Raw genomic sequence first — 23,441 nt, 5'->3', positions numbered from 1 at the left:
TGCTCTAAGAGGTGCTCCATGCTGCGCGGCAACCTGCTCACCCCCGACGGCTGGCGCCTCGGCACACTAGCGTTCGATGGCGAGCGGATCGGCACGATCGACGCCAAACCGGTTGACCCGGTGGATAACAACGCGCACTACCTGCTACCGGGCTTCATCGACCTGCATATCCACGGCGCGCTCGGTCACGACTTCATGGAAGGGCCGCAAGCGGCCAGCGCTGTTGCCAGCCTGCATGCGCGCTCGGGCACCACCAGCCTGCTCGCGACCACCGTCGGCGCCGACCATGCCACGCTGACCGCTGTGCTCGCTGGGCTGGGCGCGCTGTGCCGTGAACGCCCTGCCGGCGCCGCCAGGCTGATCGGCGTGCATCTGGAAGGCCCCTACGTGAACCCGGGGCGGCTCGGTGGCCTGCCCGATACGGTGCGGCCGGTGGATCTGGCCGAGATCGAGGGCTACCACCGACTCGCGCCCATCGCCGTGATCACGCTCTCGCCCGAATACGCCGGCAATGCCGCACTGATCGCCGAGCTCACCCAGCGCGGCATCCGCGTGCAGATCGGCCATTCGCTCGGCAGCTATGAAGACGGCGTCGCGGCTCTCAACCACGGCGCCGCCGGCTTCACCCATCTCTATAACGCGATGACGCCGCTGGCGCACCGCGCGCCGGGCATGGTGGGCGCTGCGCTCGCGCATGCCGAGTACAGCGAGCTGATCCCTGACCTGATCCATGTCCACCCCGGCGCGATGAAGGTGGCGCTGCGCTGCATTCCCAAGCTCTATTGCGTGACCGACGCCACGCAGACCGCCGGCCTGCCCGACGGCAGCTACCCGATCCACGGCCGCACGCTCAGCAAATGCCTCGGTGCCGTCACGCTGCCGGACGGCACGCTGGCCGGCAGCGCGCTGACCATGGATGTGGCGCTGCGCAACCTGGTGCAGCTGGGCCTCACGCTGGAGGATGCTTCGTACCGCGTGTCGCGCAACCCTGCGGACTACCTCGGCCGCAGCGATATCGGCCGGCTGGTGCCGGGCGCGCGTGGCGACGTGGTCGAGCTCGATCGCGATCTCAACGTCATCGCCGTTCACATCGACGGTGCGCCACTGCCGAGCTGACGCCGCTGCGCCGTGCCACCTAGCGATAGCGCGGCTTGCTGACAAAATACTGCCGTATATCGCAAAGCAGCTTTCTACTGCTTGACGCAGCCTCTTGCGCGCCTTAGTTTACCAATCAGTTAACTAAGCAACGAGCAATACATGCAGTCCGATCCACTCAGCGCCACCTTCGCCGCCCTCGCCGACCCGACCCGCCGCGCCATCCTTGCCCGTCTGTGCCTGGGCGAGACTTCGGTGACGGAGCTGGCCGAACCGTTCGACATCAGCCTGCCCGCCGTGACCAAGCACCTCAAGGTGCTGCAACGCGCCGGGCTGATCACCCAGGGCCGACAGGCCCAGTGGCGGCCGTGCAAGCTGGAAGCCAAGCCGCTGCAGGACGTGGCCGACTGGGTGGAGCAATACCGCCGTTTCTGGGAAGCCCGGCTCGACCGGCTGGAAGCCTACCTGCTGGAACTGCAGGCCAAGGACGGCAAGGAAACCTGAGCCCACCAGCCTCCATCGAGGCTCGCCGACCCCGCGCCGCACAGACGGCCATATCGAAAGGAAAACACCATGCTGTTGTCCAGTAGTGCCGCCCTGTTGGCCACCGATCGCGAGCTCGTCATCACCCGCACCTTGCCGGCGCCACGCCATCTGGTGTTCGCCGCCTGGAGCTCGGCCGAGCACCAGGTGCACTGGCTGGGGCCCAAGGATTTCACCGTGCCATCGTGCGAGATGGATTTTCGCGTCGGCGGTGCCTACCGCGCCTGCATCCGCTCGCCCGAAGGGCAGGACTACTGGATGCGCGGCCACTACCGCGAGATCGTCACGCCGGAAAAATTGGTGTTCACCTTCGCCTGGGAAGAGGACGGTGAGCGTGGTCTGGAAAACCTCGTGACCATCCAGTTCGCCGACCTCGGCGGTACCACCCGCATGGTGTTCCGCCAGGCGCCGTTCCAGTCGAGCGCCGAACGCGATGGCCACCATGGAGGCTGGAGCGAGTGCTTCGACCGGCTCGCCGCCTACGCCAGCCGCGCCGCTGCGCTGGCCAACTGAGCCCCACCCAGACCGCACGCCATGTCCAACCACACCCTGCCCGGCTTCGAATCGCAGATCGTTCTCGCCCCGCCCAACCATCACGACATCGTGCTCACCCGGGTGTTACCCGCGCCGCGCGCGCTGGTGTTCGACGCTTGGACCAACCCCGAGCAACTGCCGCACTGGTGGGGTCCGCACGGCTTTGCCGGGCTGCGCTGCGAAATCGACCTGCGCGTCGGCGGCCGTTTCCGGCTCGATTTGTGCAGCCCGGACGGCATCGTTTACCCGTGCGAGGGCACCTATCACGAGGTGGTGCGGCCCGAGCGCATCGTCTATTCGGGAATGCTGGACGACCGCCATCCCTGCGGCGCCGGCATCCCGCCGCATAGCCTGGTGACGGTGACCTTCGCCGAACACGCGCCGGACGCCACCCGCATTACCATCCACGCCCGCGTCGCCAATACAGCGACCGAGGCCATCGTTGCCGCCGGCTTCATCGCCGGCTGGCGCGATGCGTTCGAGCGGCTTGCCGCCGCGCTCACCCTACACTCGTAAACCCCAAGGAGTTCGAACATGCGCGTCATGGTCATCATCAAGGCGGACCAACACAGCGAAGCGGGCGAAATGCCCGGCGAACAGCTGCTCAGCGACATGGGCCGCTACAACGAGGAACTGGTTGCCGCCGGCATCATGCAGGCCGGCGACGGGCTGCATCCCACCTCGCGCGGCGCGCGGGTACGCTTTTCCGGAAAAGAGCGCAGCGTGACCCACGGGCCGTTTCCCGACACGGGCGATCTGATCGCCGGCTTCTGGCTGTGGCAGGTGCAGTCGTTAGCCGAAGCGATCGAATGGGTGAAGCGTTGCCCCAACCCCATGATCGGCGAAACCGAAGTCGAGATTCGCCCGCTGTTCGAAATGGACGATTTCGGCGACGCGCTCACGCCCGAGCTGCGCGAGCAGGAACAACGCCTCGCCAGCGATCTCGCCGCGCGCAACGCGCACTAGGCGGAGCCCGTCATGCTCGTCGTCAAATGGCTCCTCATCGCTCTGGTCGTCGCGATCGCCCTCGTTGCCATCCTCGCGGCGCGTAAACCCGACACCTTCCGCGTGGTGCGCACGCAGCAGATCAACGCGCCGGCCGAGGCCATTTTCCCCTACATCAGCGATTTCAAACGCTGGTCGGCCTGGTCGCCGTTCGAGACGATCGATCCGAACATGAAGCGTGAATACGGCGGCGCAAGCCAAGGCGTCGGCGCGGTCTACGGCTGGAACGGCAGCGGCAAGGCGGGCGAAGGAACGATGGAGATCACCGAGGCCCATGCGCCGCAGCGCCTCGCTATCGCACTGCGCTTCGTGCGGCCGTTCCCTGGCGAAAACGTCGCCGAATTCAGCCTCGTGCCCAAGGATGGCGGCACTGCGGTGAGCTGGAGCATGCACGGCCCCAACCCGTGGATCGCCCGAGTGATGCAGGTGTTCTGCAATATGGATGCGCTGATCGGCCGCGATTTCGAGGCGGGCCTCACCAAGCTCAAGGCGGCAGCCGAAGGCCGCTGAGTGCCGGCGGCGGCTGGATCGAAGCCGCCGGTGACACCGCCGCAGATGGCGAGTGCCGAGCCGAACGAGCGCCTCATCGTGCTGAGCTCGCCACGGCAGCGGCTTGCGAGAAGGTGAAGTCGCTTGGCCCCGTCGACGGCGGACGGCAGATGCGGGCGCGGCTCGCCGACGATCTCGCCGTCATGCCAGCCTGAGCGGGCATCAACCGGGCGAAAAGCCCGGCTGCACCTGGGTCTGGTACTCGATGTGCTCGATGCGCGAAACCGGATCGGGCGCGCCGACGCCGAGCGCCAGCTCCAGCTCTCCACGCACCGCCAGCAACACCGTCACGCACGGCCAGTCGCTGGCACCGAGCCGTTGCAGCGTCGATTCCACGCGCGCGGGCCACGCCAGCGGCCGGTACAGCCGCAGCGCCAGTGGCCCCTCGCCGGGCGTGACGAGATCGATCACGCTGGTATCGCTGAACCGGGCCAGGACGGCGCCGACCACCTCGCCCGACAGCGCACTGGCGACCGCGCCGCTGGCAGCCCAGACCGTAACGAGCAGCTCGATGCTTGCCGACTGGCGTTCGGTATAGCCGCGCGCCGCGTCGCCGCGCAGTCGCGCCAGTACCGGCGCCGGTGGCGGCGTCAGAAATTGCAGCGTCTGGCCTTGCTGCACGTAGTGATCCGCCGCGTTCAAGAGCCGCCCGGGCGGCGCCTGCACATCGGCGACCGAGTAGCCCGCGGGCAGCTTGAAGGTGGTCGGCTGACCCGCCAACGCAGTCAACGTCTGTGCGCGCAGTTGATGCGCCGGTCCACGCGCGCCGCCGGCCTCGTCCCCCGCTCCACCGGTTTCCAGCCGCGTCGCACTCACGCATACCGCCGGTTTGGCGGCTGTCGGCGCCGGCAACGCCACGCCCAGCACCAGGCTGGCCTTGTCGCCCAGCAGCGCTTTGAGGTCGGCATCGAACAGCTTTTCGAGGGCATGCAGCATGGTGGGTTCGCTTGAACGAGGGGTCAGGACATCTCGGGGGGAACGACATGGACGGCCAACTGAGCCCAGCTGGCGCTGCCATCCACTGGCAACCAGGGGCCGTCAGCCACGCTATAGAGTGCGGGTCCAGCCCCAGCCGGCCGGGCGTCACCGGTATACCACAGCGCATCGCCCCCCTCTGCGCTGGCGACCAGCCAGTACTCGCCCTCGCTGAGCGCCAGCACTTCCGGCCAGCGCGCGCGCACCCAACCGGGAAGCTGCTGCGCCAGGGCCACCTGCAAGTCGGCACCGAGCGGCGCCCCTGGCATGCCGCGCTCGTCGGCGTGCAAACGAACATGCAGCTTGGGCGCGGGGGCGGATTGCCGCGCATAGAGTGCGATCGCCGACAATGCGCGCGTGGCCTCTGTCCAGCGAAAACGCTGCGCCACCCGGTAGTCTGCGCCGAGCCGGTGCGCCGTGATCGCGGTCGCGGCGCCCGTGGGCTGCACAACGGCGACCTCGTCCGGTCGCGGCCGATTCGGGTCTTCCTGTGCCGAGCCATCATCAGGCTCCACCGGTGGCGCCTCGGTAACCAGAGTGGCACTGAAGCGTTCTATCCATAGCTTGCGTGGCGCCGCGGCCAGCAAGCGCAGTGGCACGACCTGGCTACCGGGGTGATCGAGCAGATAGCGATTGATGAGGCGCGCCAACCCGCCTATCTCCACCGGCGCGACCGGCAGCACGCCACTGTGGCGAAAGAACGGTGGATCATCACCAACCGCCAGCGCCACATGGCAGGGCTGATCGGACACGGTAAAGCTGAGCCCGCCGACCTTGGCGGCGCCCGGTACCAGCACCTTCTGGTCGTTCTGCGCCAGCACCTCGATCGACACCGCGCTGGCTGCCAGCGGCGCAAAAACCTGGTTGGCCGTCGTGATCGGCAGGGTATCGAGCGGCATCAGTGGCAGCCAGATGCCGTCGCTGAGGATGCGGATGCGGCCCGCTGCATTTGCGGTATTGGCGGCAAAGGCCAGCCCGGCGAGTGCGCGCTCCTCTGCCCACTCGGCGCGCACCCAGCGCGCGGCATTGTTGGGCAGATCGGTCACGTCGCCGCTGACGGTGACGCCGGTTGCAGCCTTGGTTGCGCCGTTGTCCGCCCGCAACGCCAGCGTGATCCGCTCGAGCTTTCGACCGGGCGGCACCACCAACTGCAACAGCAGGCCCTCGGGCGTGACCTCGAGCGCGCGGCCGGACGCGGGCCGATTGTTGCTCAGCAGTTGGACGACAGCCTCCGCCATGTAGCCCCCGTTACGCCGCGGCGCTATCCGGCGCTTCGGATGCCAGCAGCTCTTCCAGCACCTGGATGGCGCCACCGATACGCTGCAGCGTGTTGCTCACCTCGGTATGGCGCCGCTCGAGTTCGGCTAGGACCTGCTGGCCCGATTCGAATTCTTCGCGCAGTTGGGCAAGGCGCGCTTGGAGTTGCTGTTGCATGGGTTTCCTTGTTGCAGGTTGGTGGGCTTAGTTGCCAAAAGCGATCCAGGTGCCGCTGGCACCGTAGATGATGGTGTCGGCCCAGGTTTGGATGGCGAGCCGGAAGCCACTGGTGGTCACGGCCTCCGCCCAGCTGTTCAGCCGCAGGTTCTTGCTCTGTTCCGCGTCGATGAAGCTCAGCGAAACCAGTACGGTCGGTATATTGCGGAAGCCCGAGAACGACACGTCGATGTACTTGATCGTTTTTTCCAAGCGACCGCCGCTACTCCAGGTACTGCCGCGCACCACCATCCCGGCCGTTTGCTGGCTACCGTCGCCAAAGGTGATGCCACCCTGCGCGGCCAGTTCGCCCTGGACCGTCAACTTGCCGTTGCCGCCCCATTCCTTGCCGATCACCACGCCGCTCTTGTTGAGCAGATAGAGCAATTCGTCGCCCGATATGTGCAGGCGCGCTGGGCAGTGGATTTTGTGCGTGCCCTTGATCTGCAGATCGCCGTCAACGAACAGGTTGCGGCTATCGCGAGCAGCATCACCACTGACGGTGAGTCCCGCCAGCGACAGTGTCTGCTGCGGCACCAGCGTCACCTGGCTGGTCAGCGTGCCAAGCGCGCCATTGAGGCGCGCCAGCTCGGCGTTGGCCTTGTCCGATGCACTCTTCAAGGGCTCGAGGCCACTCAGCGCACGATCGATATCGATCAGTACATCGCGTGCACCGACTTTCAGGCTGTCCTTCAGCGCGAGGCTGCGAGCAGCGATCTGCGCTTCCGGGTCGATCCGGCTGCCGTCGATGGCGCGCTCGCGTATACCCTCGCGCGGGATCGCCCGGCCCAGCGCGGTGTGATCGTGACTGGCGATCTCGCCTCGCGCCATCGCCTGCATGGTGTTCCAGTCATCGGCACGGATGATGTCGCCTGCCGATTTCTTCACGTACGGCGCCGTGGCGGTAGCGAGCTCGTTGGCCTTGAGCGCGGGATCCTTGGTTTCTGGCATGGTGGTTCTTCCTGGAAAGCCGAGACGTACAGCGCCCGGCCAGCCCATAATGGGTTATCTCGCCTTGAGCTCGTCGATCTGCGCCTGCTGCGCCTTGACCGCCTCGAGCAGCAGCGGAATCAAACTGGTGTAACTCATCTGCTTCATGCCATTAGGGCCTTCGCTGACGAGCTCGGGCAGCACGGCCTCCACTTCCTGCGCGATGAAGCCCAGCTGCCGCTCACCATCGCCATCCTTCCACCGATAGCTGACGCCGCGCAGCTGGCGCACGGTGTCGAGCACCGATGACAGCGGCGCCACGTCCTCTTTGAGGCGCAGATCGGAGTTGTAGTTGATCTTGGAGTTCATCACGTCGAGGTGGATGGACTTGTTGCGGCCCCAGTCGTACACGAAGAGGTGATCGTCGACACCGATGTAGGCCTGACCGCCGTAGCGATAGAGCACGCCGTCGCGCTGGATGTGCGCGCCCAGGTTGTTCTCGAACACCACACCGTTGTTCACCTCGAGCTGGCCAGACATCGTGGCGTTGCCATTCACATGGAAGCTGCCATTCACTTCCAGCCTGTCCCACACGCTGACCCGTCGGGTGCTGCCATCGTTGGCCTTGTTGCCGATGATCATCAATGTCTTGTGGCTGCTGGTATCGTTGGATATCTCCGCCCAGGCCCGGTTGTTGTCCGGTTTGCCAGTCCAGTTCGAGGAAATGCGCAATGGCCCACTGGCGCTGCAGAGCATGTCGATGTAGGTGGTCTGCAGCGTCGTATTCAGCTTGCCTTCGTTGATGAAGCTGAGCGGATGCGCGCTGCGGGTACCGACGACCATGCCAGCCGGCGCACCGTAAATGCCGCTGACGTGCGCCATCACCCGACTATCAACGGTGTTGGCACGCACCGACAGCTTGGTGGAGCTGTTGCTGAACACATCGAGCACCCGCGTCCAGCTCTCGGCGTTCTCCACCGAGGTACTACCGATGGCGAGGTGACTGTCGCGCAGGTAGCTGAGCGTCGAACCGAGCACGGCGATATTGCCGGCCTGGCCATTGGCCTCGATGCGGTAGAAGCGGAACTCCTGACCCTCGGCGTTCTCGCCCTGCATATGCAGGTTGACGCCGGCGCGCCCATTGTCCACCCGGCGCCAGGTGCCGTCGTAGTAGGCGTTAGAGCCGAAATTCGACCACTTGCCATCGCCTTCCTCGATCGTGGTCAGCGTGCGCAGCTTGATCGGACCGCTCACCTGGGCGCCGCCACCCAGTTTGGCAAGGCCCGTGACGCTAAGCTCGCCCTTGACCACGAGACCGCCTTCCAGCGTGCCGCCACTGCGATCGAACTTGGCATCGCTTGCGGTCTTGATGCTGGCGGTGAGTGCGTCAAGCGACTGCAGCAGCGACTTGCCGTTGCTGAACTTGAGGTCACCGCTTAGCGCCAGCTCGGCCAGCCTGGCGCTGCTGCCCGGCTCCAGCCGGGCGCCATTGATGGCCTGGGTGCGCACTGTTTCGATGTCGGCGCGCGCAAGGACCTGGGCTTCGTTCCAGTCCGCGGCGAGCATGATGTCGCCGGGCTGCTTCTTGATATAGGGTTCGGGACGATCGGCCATCAGAAGATCACCTCCCAGGTCAGCGTCAGCTCCAGATTGCCGGAACGGTTGATCGGCGGGAACGTGACGCGGTTATAAAGCACGGGCAGCTGGTTGGATGGTGTGATTAGGATGCCCGCCTCCTGCAGCTCCTGCACCTCGCCGCCACCACGCGCGGGCAGCGTGGCCTGCACGGCAGCAAGCACGCGCGGCAGACCGCTGTTGCCATCGGGAGTCGTGTCCAGCGAGGGCACCTTGGCGTCGGCGACATCGAGCGGCTTGTAGAGCTGCACGTCCTCCGGCGTCGCCACCTCGCCGCTGCCGCCCACGGCGATCTGCAGCAGTCCGGGCGATACGACGCCCGTCATCAGCTGTGCCAGCACCCGGCGCCCGGCAGTGGTGATCAGGTTGTTCACCCGCCGCTCCTCGACGATGCGGCCGTCCTGATCGCGGACCACGATGCCGAGTACGCCGGCAAGGCCATTCACTTCCCGTAACGCGCTCATGCTGTCCTCTCCAGATTGCGTAAAGTTTGATGGTTCATTGCAGCCGGCTCCAGTCGAGTGGCGTGGCGTCCAGCACGCCGCCGAAGACCAGCCGGCCTTCGTCCAGTGCCTGGGTATCGGCCAGCGGCTGCCGCGCGGTGATGGCCAGGTGCGCTTCGCCCGGTTCATTCAGCTCGCGGTTGGTCTGATGCGCCTGCAACTTGGGCGGCAGCGCCTCGCTGTCCTGCCGCTCGCGATAGGGCGGCACCGGAAAATCGATCAATGCACGCACGCCGGCTGCCCGGGCGCGCTCGATGTCCTGGCGCATCAGCGCCACCGCACCACGCAACTCCGCTTCGATGACCCACGCACTTTTGGGGATACGCAGGCGGAAGGTGGCCGGTGGGCGCGCCACCCATTCCAGCTGCAGCGCCAGCGGCGGCTTGGCCGCGGAATCGCCCTCGTCCTCGCCGCTGGTGTCGGTTTGCGTCAACGATTGCAGCAGCAGAGAGAGAAAGCTCTGGTCCGAATGCGCCAGATCGCCGTCGATCAAGGCAAAGCGGGTGCCATCCTTTTCGTTGAGGCCGGCGAACACCGACAGATGCGTGGTATCGCCGGCACCGGCGAATTCGGCGTCCGGCTTGGCGAAGGTCAGCAGCATCAGCGCGTTGTCGCCGCTCACGAGCTGCGGGGTGCGCACCGCCTGATCGAGCACACCGCAGCGCAGCGCCTCGCCCGCACCGCCACCGAAGCGCGACGCCATATCGTCGAAACGATTGCCCCACAGGTAGAAGATGTCGCTGCTGACGTCGCGCTCGGGCCGGCCCACGGCGGTGACGATGGCACGGCCCTCAGGGTACGACTGCAGCCAGCGGTGATGGTCGGCCCGGCCTTCACTGTCGTAGGCGGGAAGGTCCAGCCGTTCGGCATCCGGATACAGATGCAGCGTTTCACCGGGCTTGAGCGTACCGGCGAACAACGCGATCTCACCGGTGCTGCGGCTCTGGATGGCCGGGTAGGCGATCGGGCGCTGCGTGGCGGTCAGGCGCAGGATGGGCCGATCGGCCAGCAGGCTGGCGTTGTGCACGTTGAACGTCCGGCGCAAGCGGGGCGCCGGTTCATTGTGCTCCTGATCCAGTACCGGGTTGTCGGTCAGCCTCGCTTCGAACAGTATTTCGCTGGCCGCGACGCACGGCGCGAGCGGATCGGTCCCGGCGCAATGGCGGCAGCGCTTGCGCGTCCCCAGCGGCATGGCCTGGGCGGTAAGGGTATCGCCGTGGCGCCGCATGGCCAGGCTGGGCTCGGCGCCGAGGTCCGCGATCGCCAGCGCCAGCAGTGCACGTGGCGTGGTCATACCGCCCGTGAGCAAGGGCGCACTCAGGCGCAGCCGCTGGCGGTACGCCTCGCCGCCTTCGGGCAGCAGCAACGTCCTGAACCGGGCGAGCGGCGCGGCATCCTCGCCCAGCAGCGACACATGCAGGGTTTCGTCGAACGCGACATGATCGAAACGCAGACCAGAGAACACCTCGCCCAGCAGCGCGAGACCGCGCGCGTGCGATTCGGCATCGGCGGAGCTCCAGCCCACGCCCAGCAGATCACGTAGCGCGTCGTCCAGATGCCGGCCGGAGGCAAAGCGCAGGTGCAGGCCGAACTCGTCCTCCTGCTGCCCCTGGACCATGAGCCGGGGCGGCAGGCGGTAGACCTGCAACATATGGCCCAGCCGCTCGAGCGCGCTGTCCGCCTCGTCCGGTCGCTGGGCCGTGGCCAGCGCGCTCCAGCGATCATGCAGCACGCGCGTCATGTCGCCATCCAGGCGCGCCAGCATACCGGCCATGCCCGCGATCACCGCACCGACCGCGCTATCGGCCGGCTGCGCCGTGTAGATGCGCGGCAGCAGATCGAGCAGGCGCTGGCGCCGCAGCAGACTACTGCCCATTGCCCGCATCCACCCAATCTATGGGGTTGAGCAGCAGCCGCTCGCGGCCCCCGAAATCGTCGCTGCGCACGTTGGCCTCCAACGCAGGCAGGTTGCCGTCGCCCAGCTCCACCGCCCGGCCATCGCGATCGTGGATCACCGTCGCGCGTACCCACTGCACGAACTCGGGCTGGTTCTTCTTCAGCACCTCGACCAGCTCGCCGCTACTAAGGCTGGCAGCGCGGTGCTCCAGGATGGCCTCGTTGAGCGACTGCACCTTTTGCTTGAGCTCGTTCTCGATGCCCATACGGTTGGCATCCTGGGTAACCGTCAGCTGCAACGTCAGCCGCGCGTTGACGACCGAAGGCTCAAGGCTGAGCCGTAGCGGCAGCCGTTCCAGGTCCAGCGCTACGCGGCCGGTGCGGCCCGGCGCGATATCGCCCTTGCCCACGACGAAGCGGCTGGCCTGCGACGCCAGGATGTCGTCGGCCTGCACCGTGTACGGCGTGAGCATGGCCAGACCCGGCGTGTCCTCGACGCCGAGCACGGCGTCGTGACTGGTGAGGATGGCGCGGATCTTGGCCTCGCGCACCGTATCGCCGATGGCGAGCTGCCCGATGTAATCCGCCAGTTGCTGCGTCAGCTGCGCCTCGATGGCCTTGCGCTCACGCTCGCTACGCTCGCCGCCGGTTTCCAGCGTGGCGGTGACCTGGATATAGACCGTTTGCGCACGATCACACTCGAACACGATGCCGGCGGGGCGGACTGCCTCGATGCGACGCCGCGCCTCATCACGCAGCGCGTCCGGAATGCCGGTGTCGCCCAGAATGACGGCGATTTCGCCGGGGCGGCCGTTCGGCTGCTCGATGATGCGCACTTCGTTGATGCCGACCGAGCGCGCGGCCTCTTCCATTGCCGACAGCGTGCCGGTATTGGCCGCACGCACCACGCCCTGCGCGCGCTGGCGCAACTCGGCGTCGGTTTCCTCGCGCTGGCGCAGCAGCAGATCACCCGGGTTGTGTACGGTCTCGACGCCGGCGATGGGGCGCGGCATCACCGCCAGCTGACCCGCCTTGACCGTACCGTCGAATGCCTCCTGCGCCCGCACGCCGACCGTCACCCGCAACTCGCCGCGCTCCAGCGTGGCCGACTCGATGGTCGCGCACAGCGGTGCATCGCGCCCGGCAACCAGGGTGCCGGCGGGGATATGGATGTCCTCCGGCGCGGGTGTGCCGCGACCGAATTGCACCATGCCCTCAAGGAAACCACCGCGCCGGCGCGTCAGGCCCAGCAGCGCCACGACGTTGTCGAGCGCGCCGCCAGCGGCCGTTTCCAGGTAGGCGTTGCGATACACATGGTCGAGCTGTTCGTAGCACACCGCGAGCTCGCGGGCGAAGGACTCGGCCAGCGTGCGCACCACGCTACCCTCGGTCACGTCGGTCAGTGGCTGGCGCCCGCCGGCCCCCGCCGCCATGTCGGCCAACAGCGCGGCGGTCACCTCGGCGAAGCTTTTTTTCTGGAACGGCTGGTCAAGCGGCATCGAACACCACCTCCACCCGCGCCATGTCGCCGTCGCCCGCCAGCACCTGGGCCACTACTTCGACCGCATCGCGCCGCACACCGGCCGGCGTTACCGAAACCGAAACCACTTCGGCCACGCGCGGATCCTGCAGCAGCGACTGGCGCACATAGCGCCGCATCAGCTCCAGATTGGGCCGATCGAGCGTTTCGCCCAAGAGGTCACGGATGCGGCTGCCGTAGCGCGCATGCCCCAGCCCGGACAACTCTCCCCGATCGACCAGCAGGCGCAGCGCCAGCGCCTGCACCAGGTTGTCGATGCCGCTCACCGTATCCAGATCCTGCATGCCCACCGCCAGATCGGCATCCTCGCCGCGCGCACCGAACACCAGCCGCAAATCGGTACCGTAAGGGTCGTGTGTCACCACGATGCTGTTTCCTCGTATGAACCGGTGGTGTGCGCCCGACTTTGCCGGGGGCCTGTTGCCGGATCGTTTGCAACGGAAGCGGGTAGCTTCGCTGGCAGGCTCGTCACATCAACCTCCCGGGCCCGGCACTGGCACCGGGCGAGCACGGGATGCCCGGCGCCACCATGACCTGCGCGGCAAACTGCGTCAGCGCGAGATTGACGGTGTTGGCCATGGCCTGCGCCAGATCAGGCGCGTTCTCGCCACGCAAGCCGTCGCGCTGCATGAAGCCCTTGGCCGCACCCTCGATCGACGAGGCCAGCGGCACCGGTTGCAACATGCCCGGCGCGGTGGTGACGAAACCGGCGATGGCAATGCCGGGCATCACCATGGTCTGGCTGGCAAACAACTGGATGCCCTGGGCAATGGTGGCGGCCATGGTCTTGGCCAGACCGGGCGCATCCTCGCCCTTGATGCCCTGGGCAGTCAGCTGCGCATTGCAGATGCCTTCGAGCTGCGGCGCGATCGGCCCGCCAGCGGGAGGCGGCATCAGCCGACCGGGGCCGGCCGTGGCCCCGTTGCCCGGTGGCGGTACCGCTGCGGCCGGAATACCCGGCAACACCATGCCCTGCGCGGCGAATAGCGCCAGCGCCTGGGCCGTGGCATTGGCCAGCGCCTTCGCGAGGCCCGGCGCATCCTCGCCTTGCAGCGCGGCGGCACGCACCATGCCGTCGGCGACGGATTCGAGCTGGGAAGCCTGCGGCGCTGGCATGGTCAACCCTTGGCCTTGACGGTTTGCGACGGCACCAGCGGCTTGCCGGTGAAATAGCACTTGTGGCTGGCCTCGGTGATCACACCGGCGCCGCCCTTGCCCAGGTCGATGTTGCCGGAGGCATCGATGGTGCAGTCGCCGCACTTGATGGTGGCGTTGCCCTTGACCTCGATGTTCACGTCGGCCTCGCCGGCAATCTCGACGTTGCCATCCTTCTTGACCGTGACCACGGTCTTGCCGGCGGTGACAACGAAGGATTCATCCTTGTCGATCGCGATATGCGTGGCGCCCGCCAAGGGTGAGTGCACGCGCCATTCGTTCTCGTCGAACAGCGGCGGTGTGGCATTTTCCGAATACAGCCGGCCGATCACCACCGCGCGGTTCGGGTCGCCGCCGACATAGCTCAACAGCACCAGATCGCCCACGGCCGGGCAGCTGGCCATGCCGATATGCGGCGTGGCGATCGGCACCTTGCGCAGTTCCAGATCGGCCTCGCGCAGCTTCACGTTGCACTCGTAATGATGGGCATCCCCGGCATCGGTATGCGGGAACACGCTGGTCACCACGCCCAGGTCGCCCAGGCGCAGGTTGCGTAGCTCGTCGCGCACCACGGCGCGGATGACGGCGATCGGATCGCTCACGGTTCTTCCTGATTACGGTTGCCCGCGCGCCAGGCGGCACACAGGCGTATTAGTGCGGGCCGGCACACGCCGGCCCGCTGTTCGCGCGTTTACGACGTGACTTCCGGCTCGGCCTTGTAGCGCTTGGCGCGCTTGAGGCTCAGCGTTTCGGTATCCAGGTGCAGCAAGCGATTGAGCGTCGCCTTGTCGAGCTTGCCGGTGATCTCCAGGCTGTTGATCTTCTGGAAGGCCTTGAGGCGCTCGGCGAACTTGTCGGAAAACACCTTGCGATCGAGGCCGCTCGGCACCGGGTAGCCCAGGCCGTCGAGGATGGTGTTGACTTCGGCGATGTCGGCACCGGCCTTGTCACCGGCGAACTGCAGCTCGAACACCGTTTCCTGGTTATTGTCGTCGCCCCACTTGCCGATGGTGCGTTGCGGCAACTTGGCATTGGTGGCCAGCCAGAGGCGGCGCGAGCCGAGCGAGGTGAGCACCGCCTCGGCCGGGGTCGCGCCCTTGCCGAAGTTCTGCAGCTTGAAGGTGTTGCCCAGGCCCCACTGCAGCAGGCGCAGCTTGCCGGTGGTCTCGATCAGCACGTGATCGGTGGTCGCGGCGGCGAGGTCGTCCTCGCTGGTCTTCAGATCGATGGCCAGCAGCTTGTAGAGCTCCCGGCCAATCACTTCCAGGTCCTCGGGCTCGGGCACCTTGTCGGCGATGGCAACGATCTTGTCGATCACGCTGCCCACGTCCGGGATCGGCGCGCTGGCGCTCGGCTCCTGGCCGATGGCGAGTTCGAGGGCGTTGACGAATTCCTTGCTGGTGGCCTTCTTGATGAACTCGGCCGACACCTCGACCAGCGCCTTGGCGGCATCGCCCTGGATCAGGAGATCGGAGGCGTCGAGCGAGAAGCGCTGCAGATAGCCCATCGCAGTCACCAGCACATCGACCGTCTTGCTCACGCCGCCGGCGATCACATCGTCCTTGAACTCGCGCACGCGCACGATGCGCACCCAACGCGGCGCCTTGCCCGGCGCCTTGCTCGATTCGAGCGAAGTGCGCACCGCTTCGAGCAGCAGTGCCAGCGCGCGGAACGGGTTGTCAGCGCGGTCACCGGGAACGGGAGCCGGTGGTGTTTGCGGGGCGGGTGTGATGGGTGTGGGTGTATCGGGCATGATCGAGCTCCTCAGGGCGTAACGGCAGCCGCTTGGGCGGCGGAAGGGTCGGCTTTCAGTTCAAGAACGGCCTGGCCGAGCGCACCCAGCGACTCGATCAATCCGGTCCATTGCTCGGGTGCCGTCAGTTCGACGACGCCTTCGGCAATTTCCACGCTCTGGTCCAGCACGTCGGACACCTGGCGTAGCGGCACTGCAACGACGCTGGCGGCCTGTGCCGCATCGTCGATATTGAGCGGATCGCCTTGCGGCAACGCCAGGCTCTGCACCCACACCGCGATGCGCTCACTCATGCCGGCCATGCCTTCGGTCAAGGGCGGCACGAGGCCCAGCAGGGCGACCAGCGCATCGGCGTCGATGACCGTGCGACGCAACGGCACCGCGCTGTCGCGCAGCTGGTCGAGCAGGCCCTTGGCCCGGTCGACCACTTCGTTCAGTTGTTTGGTGGCGCCCAGATCGCGCGCGATATTGGGAATTTCCTTGGCGGTGGCGGTCTGCAGCAGCGCGGTCAAGGCATCGATGAGCCCGGCCAGATCGCGCACGATATCGGCGGGCGTGCTCATTTGCGCTCTCCCCGCACGATGCGATTCAGTTCCGGCGGCAGTTCCAGGTTGCCGATGTCGGCGACGAGCTGGCCGGCCTTATCGGCCACGTTCTTCAGCGCGGAAAGGAAGTCGAGGCCGCCGGCGAACGCGCGCATCAACGATCCGGCGCGGCTCCAGTCGAAGTTCTTCAGCTGCTCGATCAGGTTCGCGCCTTCGGCGAGGTACTTGCTCAGCATCTTGCCAAGGTTGCCGGCGCGGCCAAGTGCGTCAAAAAGGCCGGACGCCTTGCTCGGATCGAGCGCGCCGACCGCATCGATCATTCCGCCGAGCTGTCCGCTGTCGAGCTCGTCCAGGCTGTTGCCGATGGCATCGCCCAGCGCATCGGCGTCAAGGTTGTGGATCAGCGCCGGGTTGTCCATCAGCGCCTGCGTCAGCGAGGCGGGATCTTGCAGCACACCTGCCGCGCCGATCGCGCCCTCGTTCCACGCGGCGGCGTCCCCGGCGATGTCCTGATTGACCGGCGCCATCGCGGTGGCAGTCGACTGCGGCGGCTCGACGTGCTCGCGCAGCCGCAGGCTGAAACGGTAGCGATCGGGGTAGCCCGCCACCTGCCGCACGCGGAAATCCTCGATCACCACGTCGGTCAGATCGCTGCCGACGACGATGTCGGCGGCAAACGACTGCGGCTGCGCCTTGGCGTGCGCCACCCGCAACGTTTCCAGCGCACTCATCACCTCGTCGCCGAACAGCAGCCCGTCGATGACGACGGTGACTGGCTCGCGCCCCAGATCCTGGAACACGCTGCCCTGCTGTTCCGGCACCCGTTGCTCGACGAGGCTGCGCGCCTCCTCGGTGTGCAGGTTCTGCACGCCCTTGAGTTCGATCTTGCCGATGCGCACCATGGTCAGAAACCCAACCGTGTGACCAGGCCGCGCGCGCGGTCCAGCGTGTGGCGCACCCGACGTACCCGCAGCGGCCCGCTGCCCGCCAGCAATCGCGTGGCCGGGTGCTGCGCCGGCAGTCGTTCCAGTTCGATGGTGTCGCCCGGCTGGATCGCCGGGGCGGCAAACACGTCGAGGTAACCGCGCACCGACCGGGATGCCAGCGCCTGCATGCGGTTGTCCGCTGCCGTCTGCACCGCCTGGCCACTGCGCAGTGCACCGTCGACGAGCTGCAAGGGTGCGTCGCCCAGCTTGCCGCTTGCGATCTGGCCACCGGACCCCAGTGCCGCCTTGCCGGCCACGCCGGAAAGATCGGTCGTCAGCCAGTGCGCCTTGTCAGCGCCCTTGGCGCTGGCCGCACCCTCGCCCCAGGCCTCGACGCTGTCGAAGGCCGGCGTCGCCGGCTGCAGCGCCAGCGCAATCACGGTCTCGCCGTAGCGGAAACGGTGCGTGTTGCCGGCAGTGGCCGTGGCCAGCACCTGTACCGTGCCCTGGCCGTCGCAATACGGGATCGCACCGGAGAGGCCCGCCAGGCGCTGCACGTGCGCCAGCACCGACGGCGCCGGATGGACCGCGTACTGGGCCAGCTCCGGCCCGGTGGCGATCTGCCCGGCCTTGGCACCGGCCTTCTGCAGCAGATCCTTGATGATGAAATCGGCGCTGACGCTCTCGTACGACGCGGCCAGCCGCGCCCGTGCCAGCATGGCGAGCGCGTCCCAGGCTTCGATACGCTCACTGGCGGCGCCCAAGCGGATCTGTCCTGCGGTTCCGGTGTAGACGGTGGTGGCGCCATCGCCGGCATTGAGGCTGACTGAAATGGCCTCCCCGACCGCCACCGGCGCGTCCTCGCTGGCGGCGAACTCGATCAGGCACACGCCACCGGCCGCATCGAGGTCGATATCGACCACCAGGCTCAGCAGCTGGCGATCGCCCCGGTCGCGGCCGCTGCTGGCGCGATAGCTGCCGACCTTCACGCTGTAGTCGGTCCGCGGCTGGCTGGCGCTCATACGTCCAGCCCCTGTCGACGCGCCGCGTCACGCAGCAGATCCGCCAGCGCCTCGCGCAGGGCCTGTGGATCGTCGGCCAGCTGCGCTGTGCCGCCACCGACGGCCACGTTCACATTGAAATGGTTGTTCACCCGGGCCGGGGGCTCGGCAGGCGGCTCGTCGTTGGACGCGGCGCCAAAGGTAGCCGTGCCCGCATCCAGCTCGGCCATGGTCAGGCCATAGGCCCGATCGAGCATGGGCTCGACCGCCCGCCCGACCCGACGCAGCGTATGTTCGGCAACCCTGCTGAGCGCGACATCCGAAGTCACCGACGTGACTGCGGCAGGCGTAGCGTCGGTGGTCTCGGTCTTGCGCGGCAACCAGACGCCAGGCAATGCCGGACGGCTCGCGACGCCCATCGCCTGCGCCATTGGCGCGACCGGCCTGGCCGACTCCAGCAATAAGGGGCGTTGAGCCGTCTCGCCATGCTCGACGGCTTTACCGACTTCGGGCAGCGGATGCACGGCGCGGGGAAACTGCGCGGGATGAATGGCCTGGTCATTCCGCACCCGCGGTGGTGGCGTCTGGAGCTGGGAATGGCCGGCGAGGTACCCTGGGGCTAGCGGCACCTCGGCGGCCGGCGCCGGGGCGGGCGGCTGATACGGCGCAACCAGGTCCTCGTGGGCTTGATCGATGTGCGTGGGATCGGCCTCGCGGAACGCCAGCTTGATCCCTGGCAGCGGAATTGGCAGCGGGGCCATCTCTGCCCCCGCCACGGTGGGCGGGATAGCTCTCGATACCGGTGCCGCTTCGGCTACGCCCAGCGATCCTGGTACCGCTGTCGAACCCGGATCCACTGTCATTCCCAGCGCTGCTACCGTCGACTGCTGCGTCAGCGGCGTGACGCGCCCTTGAGCATCGATGCGAACGGCCACGCTCACCCCGCGGGTATTCGCCGCAAGACTCGGTGGCTGCGAGCGCTGGACTACGTCCGCGACGCCTGCCGGGTTCGGTGCAATCGCCGCCGCCGCCACGATGGTGGGGAGCACCGCAGCAGCAGGCGCCGCAGGCGGCGTGCTCGCACCGGCCGCACGTGTTGTGGCCGCTGGCGCTAGCAGGTAACGGGCTGTCTCCGGCCGTGCGATTGCGCCGGTTGCCGCAGGCACGCCGTGTTCATTCGCTTGGGCAGCCTCGGCGAGGGCTTCCGCCTCCGGCTCGAACGCCAGGCCCAGCTGGCGGCTGGCTTCCTGCAACGAAGAGACCAGCGGCCGCAGCAAGCGCTCGCCCAGATGCTCCAGCTCGAAGCTCACGATGGGTCGTCCTCGATCTGGATCACGAAGGCATCCGGGTGATCGGCCAAGCGCGGCTTGCGCACGACAGGCGCACGCCGGGCCGGCTCGGATGTTTCAACCAGGGCCACGAGCTGTAACAGGCGCTCGATCTCCACCGCCGGCGCCGCCCACACCTGGCTCGGCGTCCAGCCCAGTGCGCGGCAGGCGCGCAGCGTGCGCTGCGCCGTCTCCCGGGCCGCAGGGCCTGCCGCCAGCAAGGCGCGGTCTTCGTCGGCAACGACGTTCAGCGCCACGGTGGCATCGAGCAGGCGCTGCGTCGCGGCAGCAGGCAGGGCATCGATGGCCTGGGCCGGCGCCAGTTCACGCACGGTGGCGCGGGTCATCCGGTCCAGGTAGCCGACGGCATCGAACCAGGCGCCGTCCTCGTCGCTATCGACCAGACATGCGGCCAGCGCCTGGCCCCGCTGGCCCTCGCTCCAGGGCAGCAGTCGCGCGGCGGCGCCATCCAGATCGAGCCAGCCAGGCTCTGCATCCGGCGTGGCAGCCGCGTCCGCGCCACTTGCCCACCACAGCGCGATTGCAGCGAGCTGCTGCTGGCGCTCGACCGGCACGTCGGAATGGGTCAGCACGGCTTCGGCAAAGCCAGCATGATCAAGTGTCGCGCCTTGCGCCGAGACGGTGACGCAGTTTCGCAAGGCAGCCAGGTGCGCGGCGTAGGTCCACGGCTGCAGCGTGTAGCACTCGCCTTCCGGACTGGTGATCGCCAACGAACTGGCGCCGCCCTGATGCTGCAAGGACCAGGCCGATCCGGCCACCTCGACCACGGCTTATTCCTCGCGAACGCGGGTCGCGGTGAAGACGTACTGGGTCAGCACCGTGCCGCCCGCGCCGATGGCGAAGTCCTTGGATTCGATGTAGCAATCGTCGAACGACATCGTGCGCTTGGGTGAATCGGCGGCTTCGTCCTTTTTCAGGTTGGCCACCAGCTGGAACTTGGCCTGCAGTTCCAGATGGCTGTCGAGCTTGTAGTTGGCCGAACGCACGGCCAGTTCACCCTGCACGGTGCGCAGGCCAAAGCTGACGCCGATGCGCTCGGCGCTGCCGACGGCGCGGATGTCCTCGCGCTCGGTGACGACACGGAAAGCCAGTGACTGCAGGCCTTCGATGGCCTCGCCGTCGACCAGCACGTTGCTGCGGTTCGCGGAGAATACGGTGGGCATGTTTCAAACCTCGGGTGGGGCGGCGCACGGCGGTGGGGCCGGCGCCTGCCTGCAAAAACGGGGAGCGATGGACGATCAGGCGTTGGCTATCAGGTCTGCACCAGCACCGTGGCGTAGATGTAGTCGATGGCGCGCACCGGCCGCACCGCGAGGTCGACGCGGACGATGCCCTTGGCAAAATCGTCCTGGCTGGAATACACGTTGACCTTGAATGCGGGATCCCTGCCGTCGGTCGAGGGCACGATGGCGCCTTCCTTCTGCATCTGCACCAGGAACTCGACCAGCTTCTGCTTCAGCGCGCCGCGGCCTTCCTCGTTGTTGAGCCGGCCGATGAACAGCTCGCCGATCACCTTGATGCCGCGCACCGCATGGTCGGCCACGCGGCGCACGCTGATCTGGTCGCCATCGGTGGTGAGGCCCCGCACCACGATGATGCCGCGGCCACGCTGGCTGACGACGGGCACCACGTTGCGCTTGAGCAGCTCCTGCTGCAGCTCGACGCCGAGCGCAGGCGCTGGCTCGGAAATGGCCGCTAGGCGCTTGAAGGTGGGCGACTGAAAGTAATCGAGGCTACCCAGTGTACCGGCCACCGCGCCGACGACACCGGCCGGCGCCACCAGCACGAAGCGATCGGACACCAGCGTGGCGGTGAGTTTTTCGGAGGCCGTCTTGACGACATCGGCTTTGGCGCCGGGCACCTGGCCCAGGCCAATGCGGCCCTGGCTCAATGTGGACATCCGGTCGCAGTGCGCGATCACATCGCTGTAGATGCGCGCGAGCCGGGTCAGGTCGCTCTGGTCCTGCACCGAGACCAGCACCATGTCGACATCAGGCTCGTTCTCCAGCAGCGCCAGCGCGGCGCGATACTGGTCGGCGCTCGCATCCTTGCCATCGACCAGCGTGAAAGACGCCGGCTCAGCCGCAGCCTTGGGCTCCTTGATCTTGTCCACGTCCTCAACCACCCGCAGCAGTTGCGACTGCTGCGCCAGTACCTTCTGCACATTGCGCGCCTGGGCCGATTCGACCGAGAGATTGCGGTGTACTTCCTTGTATTCGGTCCCGGGCACGGTGATCGTGAGATCGAACAACAGCTGGGTGATCGGCTTGTTGTCCTTGTCGACGGCATCGACGCTGCGCGTCACCAGTTGCACCAGCACGCCGTTGGCCCAGGGGCCGGGTGCGCGCGCCTGCAAGGTGAACGCCGTGCCGGACGAGGCCGGAATCTTGACGCCGGCTGCCGTGGCGCCGCTCACCGGGCTCACCACCAGCTCGAACACGCCATTGGACAAGGCGGGTGACGCCTCGGGGATGGCGAAGGCGGCCGCGGGGCCTGCCGATTCGATAAAGGAACGCCAGCTGGCGGCGCGGGCAACACCACGCGCCGCGCCCTTGTCATCCAGCTCAGCCACGCCTACCAAGCCCAGCACGCCGGACGGCGCCAGCTGCGGCGCCAGTACCTCCTTGACTACCTTGACCTCCACACCCGGGATGATCAGTGTCATAACCGCCCTCTCCTCACGTTCAGTCTGCCCAACGTCCGGTGGGACGCTGACTGTGCACGCAAATGCATACGCATAAGTTTAAAATTCAAAATGCATATTTTTCAAGTAATTTACCAAACTCTTATTTTTATTTTCCATTTCGTTTACTGCAAACCGAGATCAAGCATTACAAGCATGCGGATAGATACGGGAACGCCGCTGGCCGACGCTTGTGAAAGTCGAGGGTGTAATTTTGGGTTGCGACTGAGTGGCTGCGCCGCGTGGCGTGCGTAAACGGAGACACTGAACAAGCATGTCAGTGTTTGGCTGCGCCGACACGAATCATCCCGTTCGCTGGCAGGCCGCGACTGCAAGTTCATCACCCGCGCGTGCTGACCAAACGCCACCAAGTCAGCACGCTTCAAGATCGGGCCGTCAGCCCGGGTCTCGTTGGCGAAGGTGTGGACGAACAGGGTGAGGTGGCGTTGAACAAGTGGCGCAAGCAGCCCGGCATGCTGTTCCAGTTCGGTACGCTGGAATGGCCAAGGACAATGCCGATCCCGGGCGAGTCGGCGGGTTTACCGTAACATCGAAAGTCGACGAGGCAAATGCGCCACAGATGGAGTAAGGGCCAATACGCAACGTATCGGCCCTTTGGGTCCTGTTAAGACTTATTTCATCGCCCCGTCGATCTCGGGGGATCTGGAGGAGGACACCGAAACATCGGCTCATCCGCGCCCGCGTTACTGCGCAATGGCGCCGGCGAAGGCGTCGATCATCGGCTGGATGCGCGCGCCCTTGAGCTTGAGCGCGGCCTGGTTGACGATCAGCCGGCTGGAGATATCGCGGATATGCTCGACCGCGACGAGGTCGTTGGCCTTGAGCGTACCGCCGGTCGATACCAGGTCGACGATGGCATCGGCCAGACCCACCAGTGGCGCCAGCTCCATCGAGCCGTAGAGCTTGATCAGGTCGACGTGCACGCCCTTGCCGGCGAAGTGCTCGCGCGCCTGCTCAGTGTACTTGGTGGCGATACGTAAGCGCGCACCCTGCTGGACGGCACCGGCGTAATCGAAACCGTTGCGCACCGCGACCATCAGCTGACACTTGGCGATCTCGAGATCGAGCGGCTGGTAGAGGCCGGCACCGCCGTGCTCGATCAGCACGTCGCGCCCTGCGACGCCGAGATCGGCCGCGCCGTATTGCACATAGGTTGGCACATCGGTGGCACGCACGATGATCAGGCGCACGTCATCGTGGTTGGTGCCGATGATGAGCTTGCGGCTGGCTTCCGGATCCTCGGTCGGCACGACGCCGGCAGCGGCCAGCAGCGGCAGCGTTTCCTCGAAGATGCGGCCTTTGGAAAGCGCGATGGTAATCATGGTCAGGG

Annotated in this window: 27 protein-coding genes; 7 read left to right on the top strand and 20 right to left on the bottom strand. The window is 66.8% G+C overall.

Translation table 11 applies throughout. The features are described from left to right. The first annotated feature begins 18 nt into the window (after positions 1-18). The 6 genes from NLI84_RS16255 to NLI84_RS16230 all read left to right on the top strand — a co-directional run bounded on the left by NLI84_RS16255 (position 19) and on the right by NLI84_RS16230 (position 3,687). Positions 19-1,116 carry an N-acetylglucosamine-6-phosphate deacetylase gene (locus NLI84_RS16255; protein ID WP_255991729.1) on the top strand — a complete coding sequence of 366 codons (1,098 nt, stop codon included), beginning with the start codon at positions 19-21 and terminating at the stop codon, positions 1,114-1,116. Between the two features lie 141 nt (positions 1,117-1,257). Further along, on the top strand, positions 1,258-1,599 hold the full coding sequence (locus NLI84_RS16250) for an ArsR/SmtB family transcription factor (protein ID WP_255991728.1): 342 nt from the start codon (positions 1,258-1,260) through the stop codon (positions 1,597-1,599). Positions 1,600-1,668: 69 nt separating this feature from the next. Then, positions 1,669-2,151: an SRPBCC family protein gene (locus tag NLI84_RS16245; protein WP_255991727.1), complete on the top strand. Its 483-nt coding sequence runs from the start codon at positions 1,669-1,671 to the stop codon at positions 2,149-2,151. Between the two features lie 21 nt (positions 2,152-2,172). Further along, positions 2,173-2,688, top strand: a complete 516-nt coding sequence (locus NLI84_RS16240; protein ID WP_255991726.1) for an SRPBCC family protein — start codon at positions 2,173-2,175, stop codon at positions 2,686-2,688. A gap of 18 nt (positions 2,689-2,706) precedes the next feature. Further along, complete coding sequence (locus NLI84_RS16235; RefSeq protein ID WP_255991725.1) at positions 2,707-3,138, top strand: YciI family protein; 432 nt, start codon at positions 2,707-2,709, stop codon at positions 3,136-3,138. Between the two features lie 12 nt (positions 3,139-3,150). Then, positions 3,151-3,687 carry an SRPBCC family protein gene (locus NLI84_RS16230; protein WP_255991724.1) on the top strand — a complete coding sequence of 179 codons (537 nt, stop codon included), beginning with the start codon at positions 3,151-3,153 and terminating at the stop codon, positions 3,685-3,687. 201 nt (positions 3,688-3,888) lie between these two features. Here the strand turns inward: NLI84_RS16230 and NLI84_RS16225 are convergent, their stop codons facing one another. The 19 genes from NLI84_RS16225 to NLI84_RS16135 form a co-directional block, all read right to left on the bottom strand. Continuing rightward, complete coding sequence (locus NLI84_RS16225; protein WP_255991723.1) at positions 3,889-4,662, bottom strand: hypothetical protein; 774 nt, start codon at positions 4,660-4,662, stop codon at positions 3,889-3,891. A gap of 23 nt (positions 4,663-4,685) precedes the next feature. Further along, positions 4,686-5,939 (bottom strand): type II toxin-antitoxin system CcdA family antitoxin, encoded by a 1,254-nt coding sequence (locus NLI84_RS16220; RefSeq protein ID WP_255991722.1) that lies wholly within the window; start codon positions 5,937-5,939, stop codon positions 4,686-4,688. A gap of 10 nt (positions 5,940-5,949) precedes the next feature. Then, positions 5,950-6,135: a hypothetical protein gene (locus NLI84_RS16215; RefSeq protein ID WP_255991721.1), complete on the bottom strand. Its 186-nt coding sequence runs from the start codon at positions 6,133-6,135 to the stop codon at positions 5,950-5,952. Between the two features lie 27 nt (positions 6,136-6,162). Further along, positions 6,163-7,125, bottom strand: a complete 963-nt coding sequence (locus tag NLI84_RS16210; RefSeq protein WP_255991720.1) for an H-type lectin domain-containing protein — start codon at positions 7,123-7,125, stop codon at positions 6,163-6,165. Between the two features lie 54 nt (positions 7,126-7,179). Next, on the bottom strand, positions 7,180-8,718 hold the full coding sequence (locus tag NLI84_RS16205) for a tail fiber domain-containing protein (RefSeq protein WP_255991719.1): 1,539 nt from the start codon (positions 8,716-8,718) through the stop codon (positions 7,180-7,182). Beyond that, positions 8,718-9,203 carry a hypothetical protein gene (locus NLI84_RS16200; RefSeq protein WP_255991718.1) on the bottom strand — a complete coding sequence of 162 codons (486 nt, stop codon included), beginning with the start codon at positions 9,201-9,203 and terminating at the stop codon, positions 8,718-8,720. The genes NLI84_RS16205 and NLI84_RS16200 overlap by 1 nt, the downstream gene beginning before the upstream one ends. Before the next feature lie 34 nt (positions 9,204-9,237). Further along, the gene (locus tag NLI84_RS16195) at positions 9,238-11,118 is read right to left on the bottom strand and encodes a hypothetical protein (RefSeq protein WP_255991717.1); all 1,881 of its coding nucleotides are present in this window, start codon (positions 11,116-11,118) and stop codon (positions 9,238-9,240) included. Next, on the bottom strand, positions 11,108-12,637 hold the full coding sequence (locus tag NLI84_RS16190; protein WP_255991716.1) for a baseplate J/gp47 family protein: 1,530 nt from the start codon (positions 12,635-12,637) through the stop codon (positions 11,108-11,110). Before NLI84_RS16190 ends, NLI84_RS16195 begins: the two co-directional genes overlap by 11 nt. Then, entirely contained in the window at positions 12,627-13,043 is a 417-nt protein-coding gene (locus NLI84_RS16185; RefSeq protein ID WP_255991715.1) for a DUF2634 domain-containing protein, read from the bottom strand. Before NLI84_RS16185 ends, NLI84_RS16190 begins: the two co-directional genes overlap by 11 nt. Positions 13,044-13,146: 103 nt before the next feature. Continuing rightward, positions 13,147-13,794: a hypothetical protein gene (locus NLI84_RS16180; protein WP_255991714.1), complete on the bottom strand. Its 648-nt coding sequence runs from the start codon at positions 13,792-13,794 to the stop codon at positions 13,147-13,149. A gap of 2 nt (positions 13,795-13,796) precedes the next feature. Next, positions 13,797-14,435, bottom strand: a complete 639-nt coding sequence (locus NLI84_RS16175; RefSeq protein WP_255991713.1) for a phage baseplate assembly protein V — start codon at positions 14,433-14,435, stop codon at positions 13,797-13,799. An 89-nt stretch (positions 14,436-14,524) separates the two neighbouring features. Then, positions 14,525-15,586 (bottom strand): peptidoglycan-binding domain-containing protein, encoded by a 1,062-nt coding sequence (locus NLI84_RS16170; RefSeq protein ID WP_255991712.1) that lies wholly within the window; start codon positions 15,584-15,586, stop codon positions 14,525-14,527. A gap of 11 nt (positions 15,587-15,597) precedes the next feature. After that, a complete protein-coding gene (locus tag NLI84_RS16165; RefSeq protein WP_255991710.1) occupies positions 15,598-16,149 on the bottom strand; it encodes a hypothetical protein in 552 nt (183 codons plus the stop codon). After that, positions 16,146-17,033: a DNA circularization N-terminal domain-containing protein gene (locus tag NLI84_RS16160; protein WP_255991709.1), complete on the bottom strand. Its 888-nt coding sequence runs from the start codon at positions 17,031-17,033 to the stop codon at positions 16,146-16,148. Before NLI84_RS16160 ends, NLI84_RS16165 begins: the two co-directional genes overlap by 4 nt. 2 nt (positions 17,034-17,035) lie before the next feature. Beyond that, the gene (locus tag NLI84_RS16155) at positions 17,036-18,079 is read right to left on the bottom strand and encodes a contractile injection system protein, VgrG/Pvc8 family (protein WP_255991708.1); all 1,044 of its coding nucleotides are present in this window, start codon (positions 18,077-18,079) and stop codon (positions 17,036-17,038) included. Beyond that, positions 18,076-19,368 carry a hypothetical protein gene (locus tag NLI84_RS16150; protein WP_255991707.1) on the bottom strand — a complete coding sequence of 431 codons (1,293 nt, stop codon included), beginning with the start codon at positions 19,366-19,368 and terminating at the stop codon, positions 18,076-18,078. The genes NLI84_RS16155 and NLI84_RS16150 overlap by 4 nt, the downstream gene beginning before the upstream one ends. Beyond that, positions 19,365-20,174, bottom strand: coding sequence for a hypothetical protein (locus NLI84_RS16145; RefSeq protein ID WP_255991706.1), 810 nt, complete (start codon positions 20,172-20,174; stop codon positions 19,365-19,367). The genes NLI84_RS16150 and NLI84_RS16145 overlap by 4 nt, the downstream gene beginning before the upstream one ends. Positions 20,175-20,177: 3 nt before the next feature. After that, complete coding sequence (locus tag NLI84_RS16140; RefSeq protein ID WP_255991705.1) at positions 20,178-20,570, bottom strand: hypothetical protein; 393 nt, start codon at positions 20,568-20,570, stop codon at positions 20,178-20,180. A gap of 89 nt (positions 20,571-20,659) precedes the next feature. Next, positions 20,660-22,072 carry a phage tail sheath subtilisin-like domain-containing protein gene (locus tag NLI84_RS16135; RefSeq protein ID WP_255991704.1) on the bottom strand — a complete coding sequence of 471 codons (1,413 nt, stop codon included), beginning with the start codon at positions 22,070-22,072 and terminating at the stop codon, positions 20,660-20,662. Between the two features lie 368 nt (positions 22,073-22,440). On the opposite strand from NLI84_RS16135, the gene NLI84_RS16130 reads away from it, so the two are divergent. Next, entirely contained in the window at positions 22,441-22,638 is a 198-nt protein-coding gene (locus NLI84_RS16130) for a hypothetical protein (RefSeq protein WP_255991703.1), read from the top strand. 156 nt (positions 22,639-22,794) lie between these two features. Here the strand turns inward: NLI84_RS16130 and hisG are convergent, their stop codons facing one another. Next, on the bottom strand, positions 22,795-23,433 hold the full coding sequence (gene hisG, locus NLI84_RS16125; RefSeq protein ID WP_255991702.1) for an ATP phosphoribosyltransferase: 639 nt from the start codon (positions 23,431-23,433) through the stop codon (positions 22,795-22,797). Positions 23,434-23,441: the final 8 nt, after the last annotated feature.

This window comes from Chitinolyticbacter albus (assembly GCF_024437655.1).
In the GTDB taxonomy this organism is placed as follows: Bacteria; Pseudomonadota; Gammaproteobacteria; order Burkholderiales; family Chitinibacteraceae; genus Chitinolyticbacter; species Chitinolyticbacter albus.
Note: the sequence above shows the minus strand (reverse complement) of the source record. Positions and strands in the feature narration are given on the sequence as shown.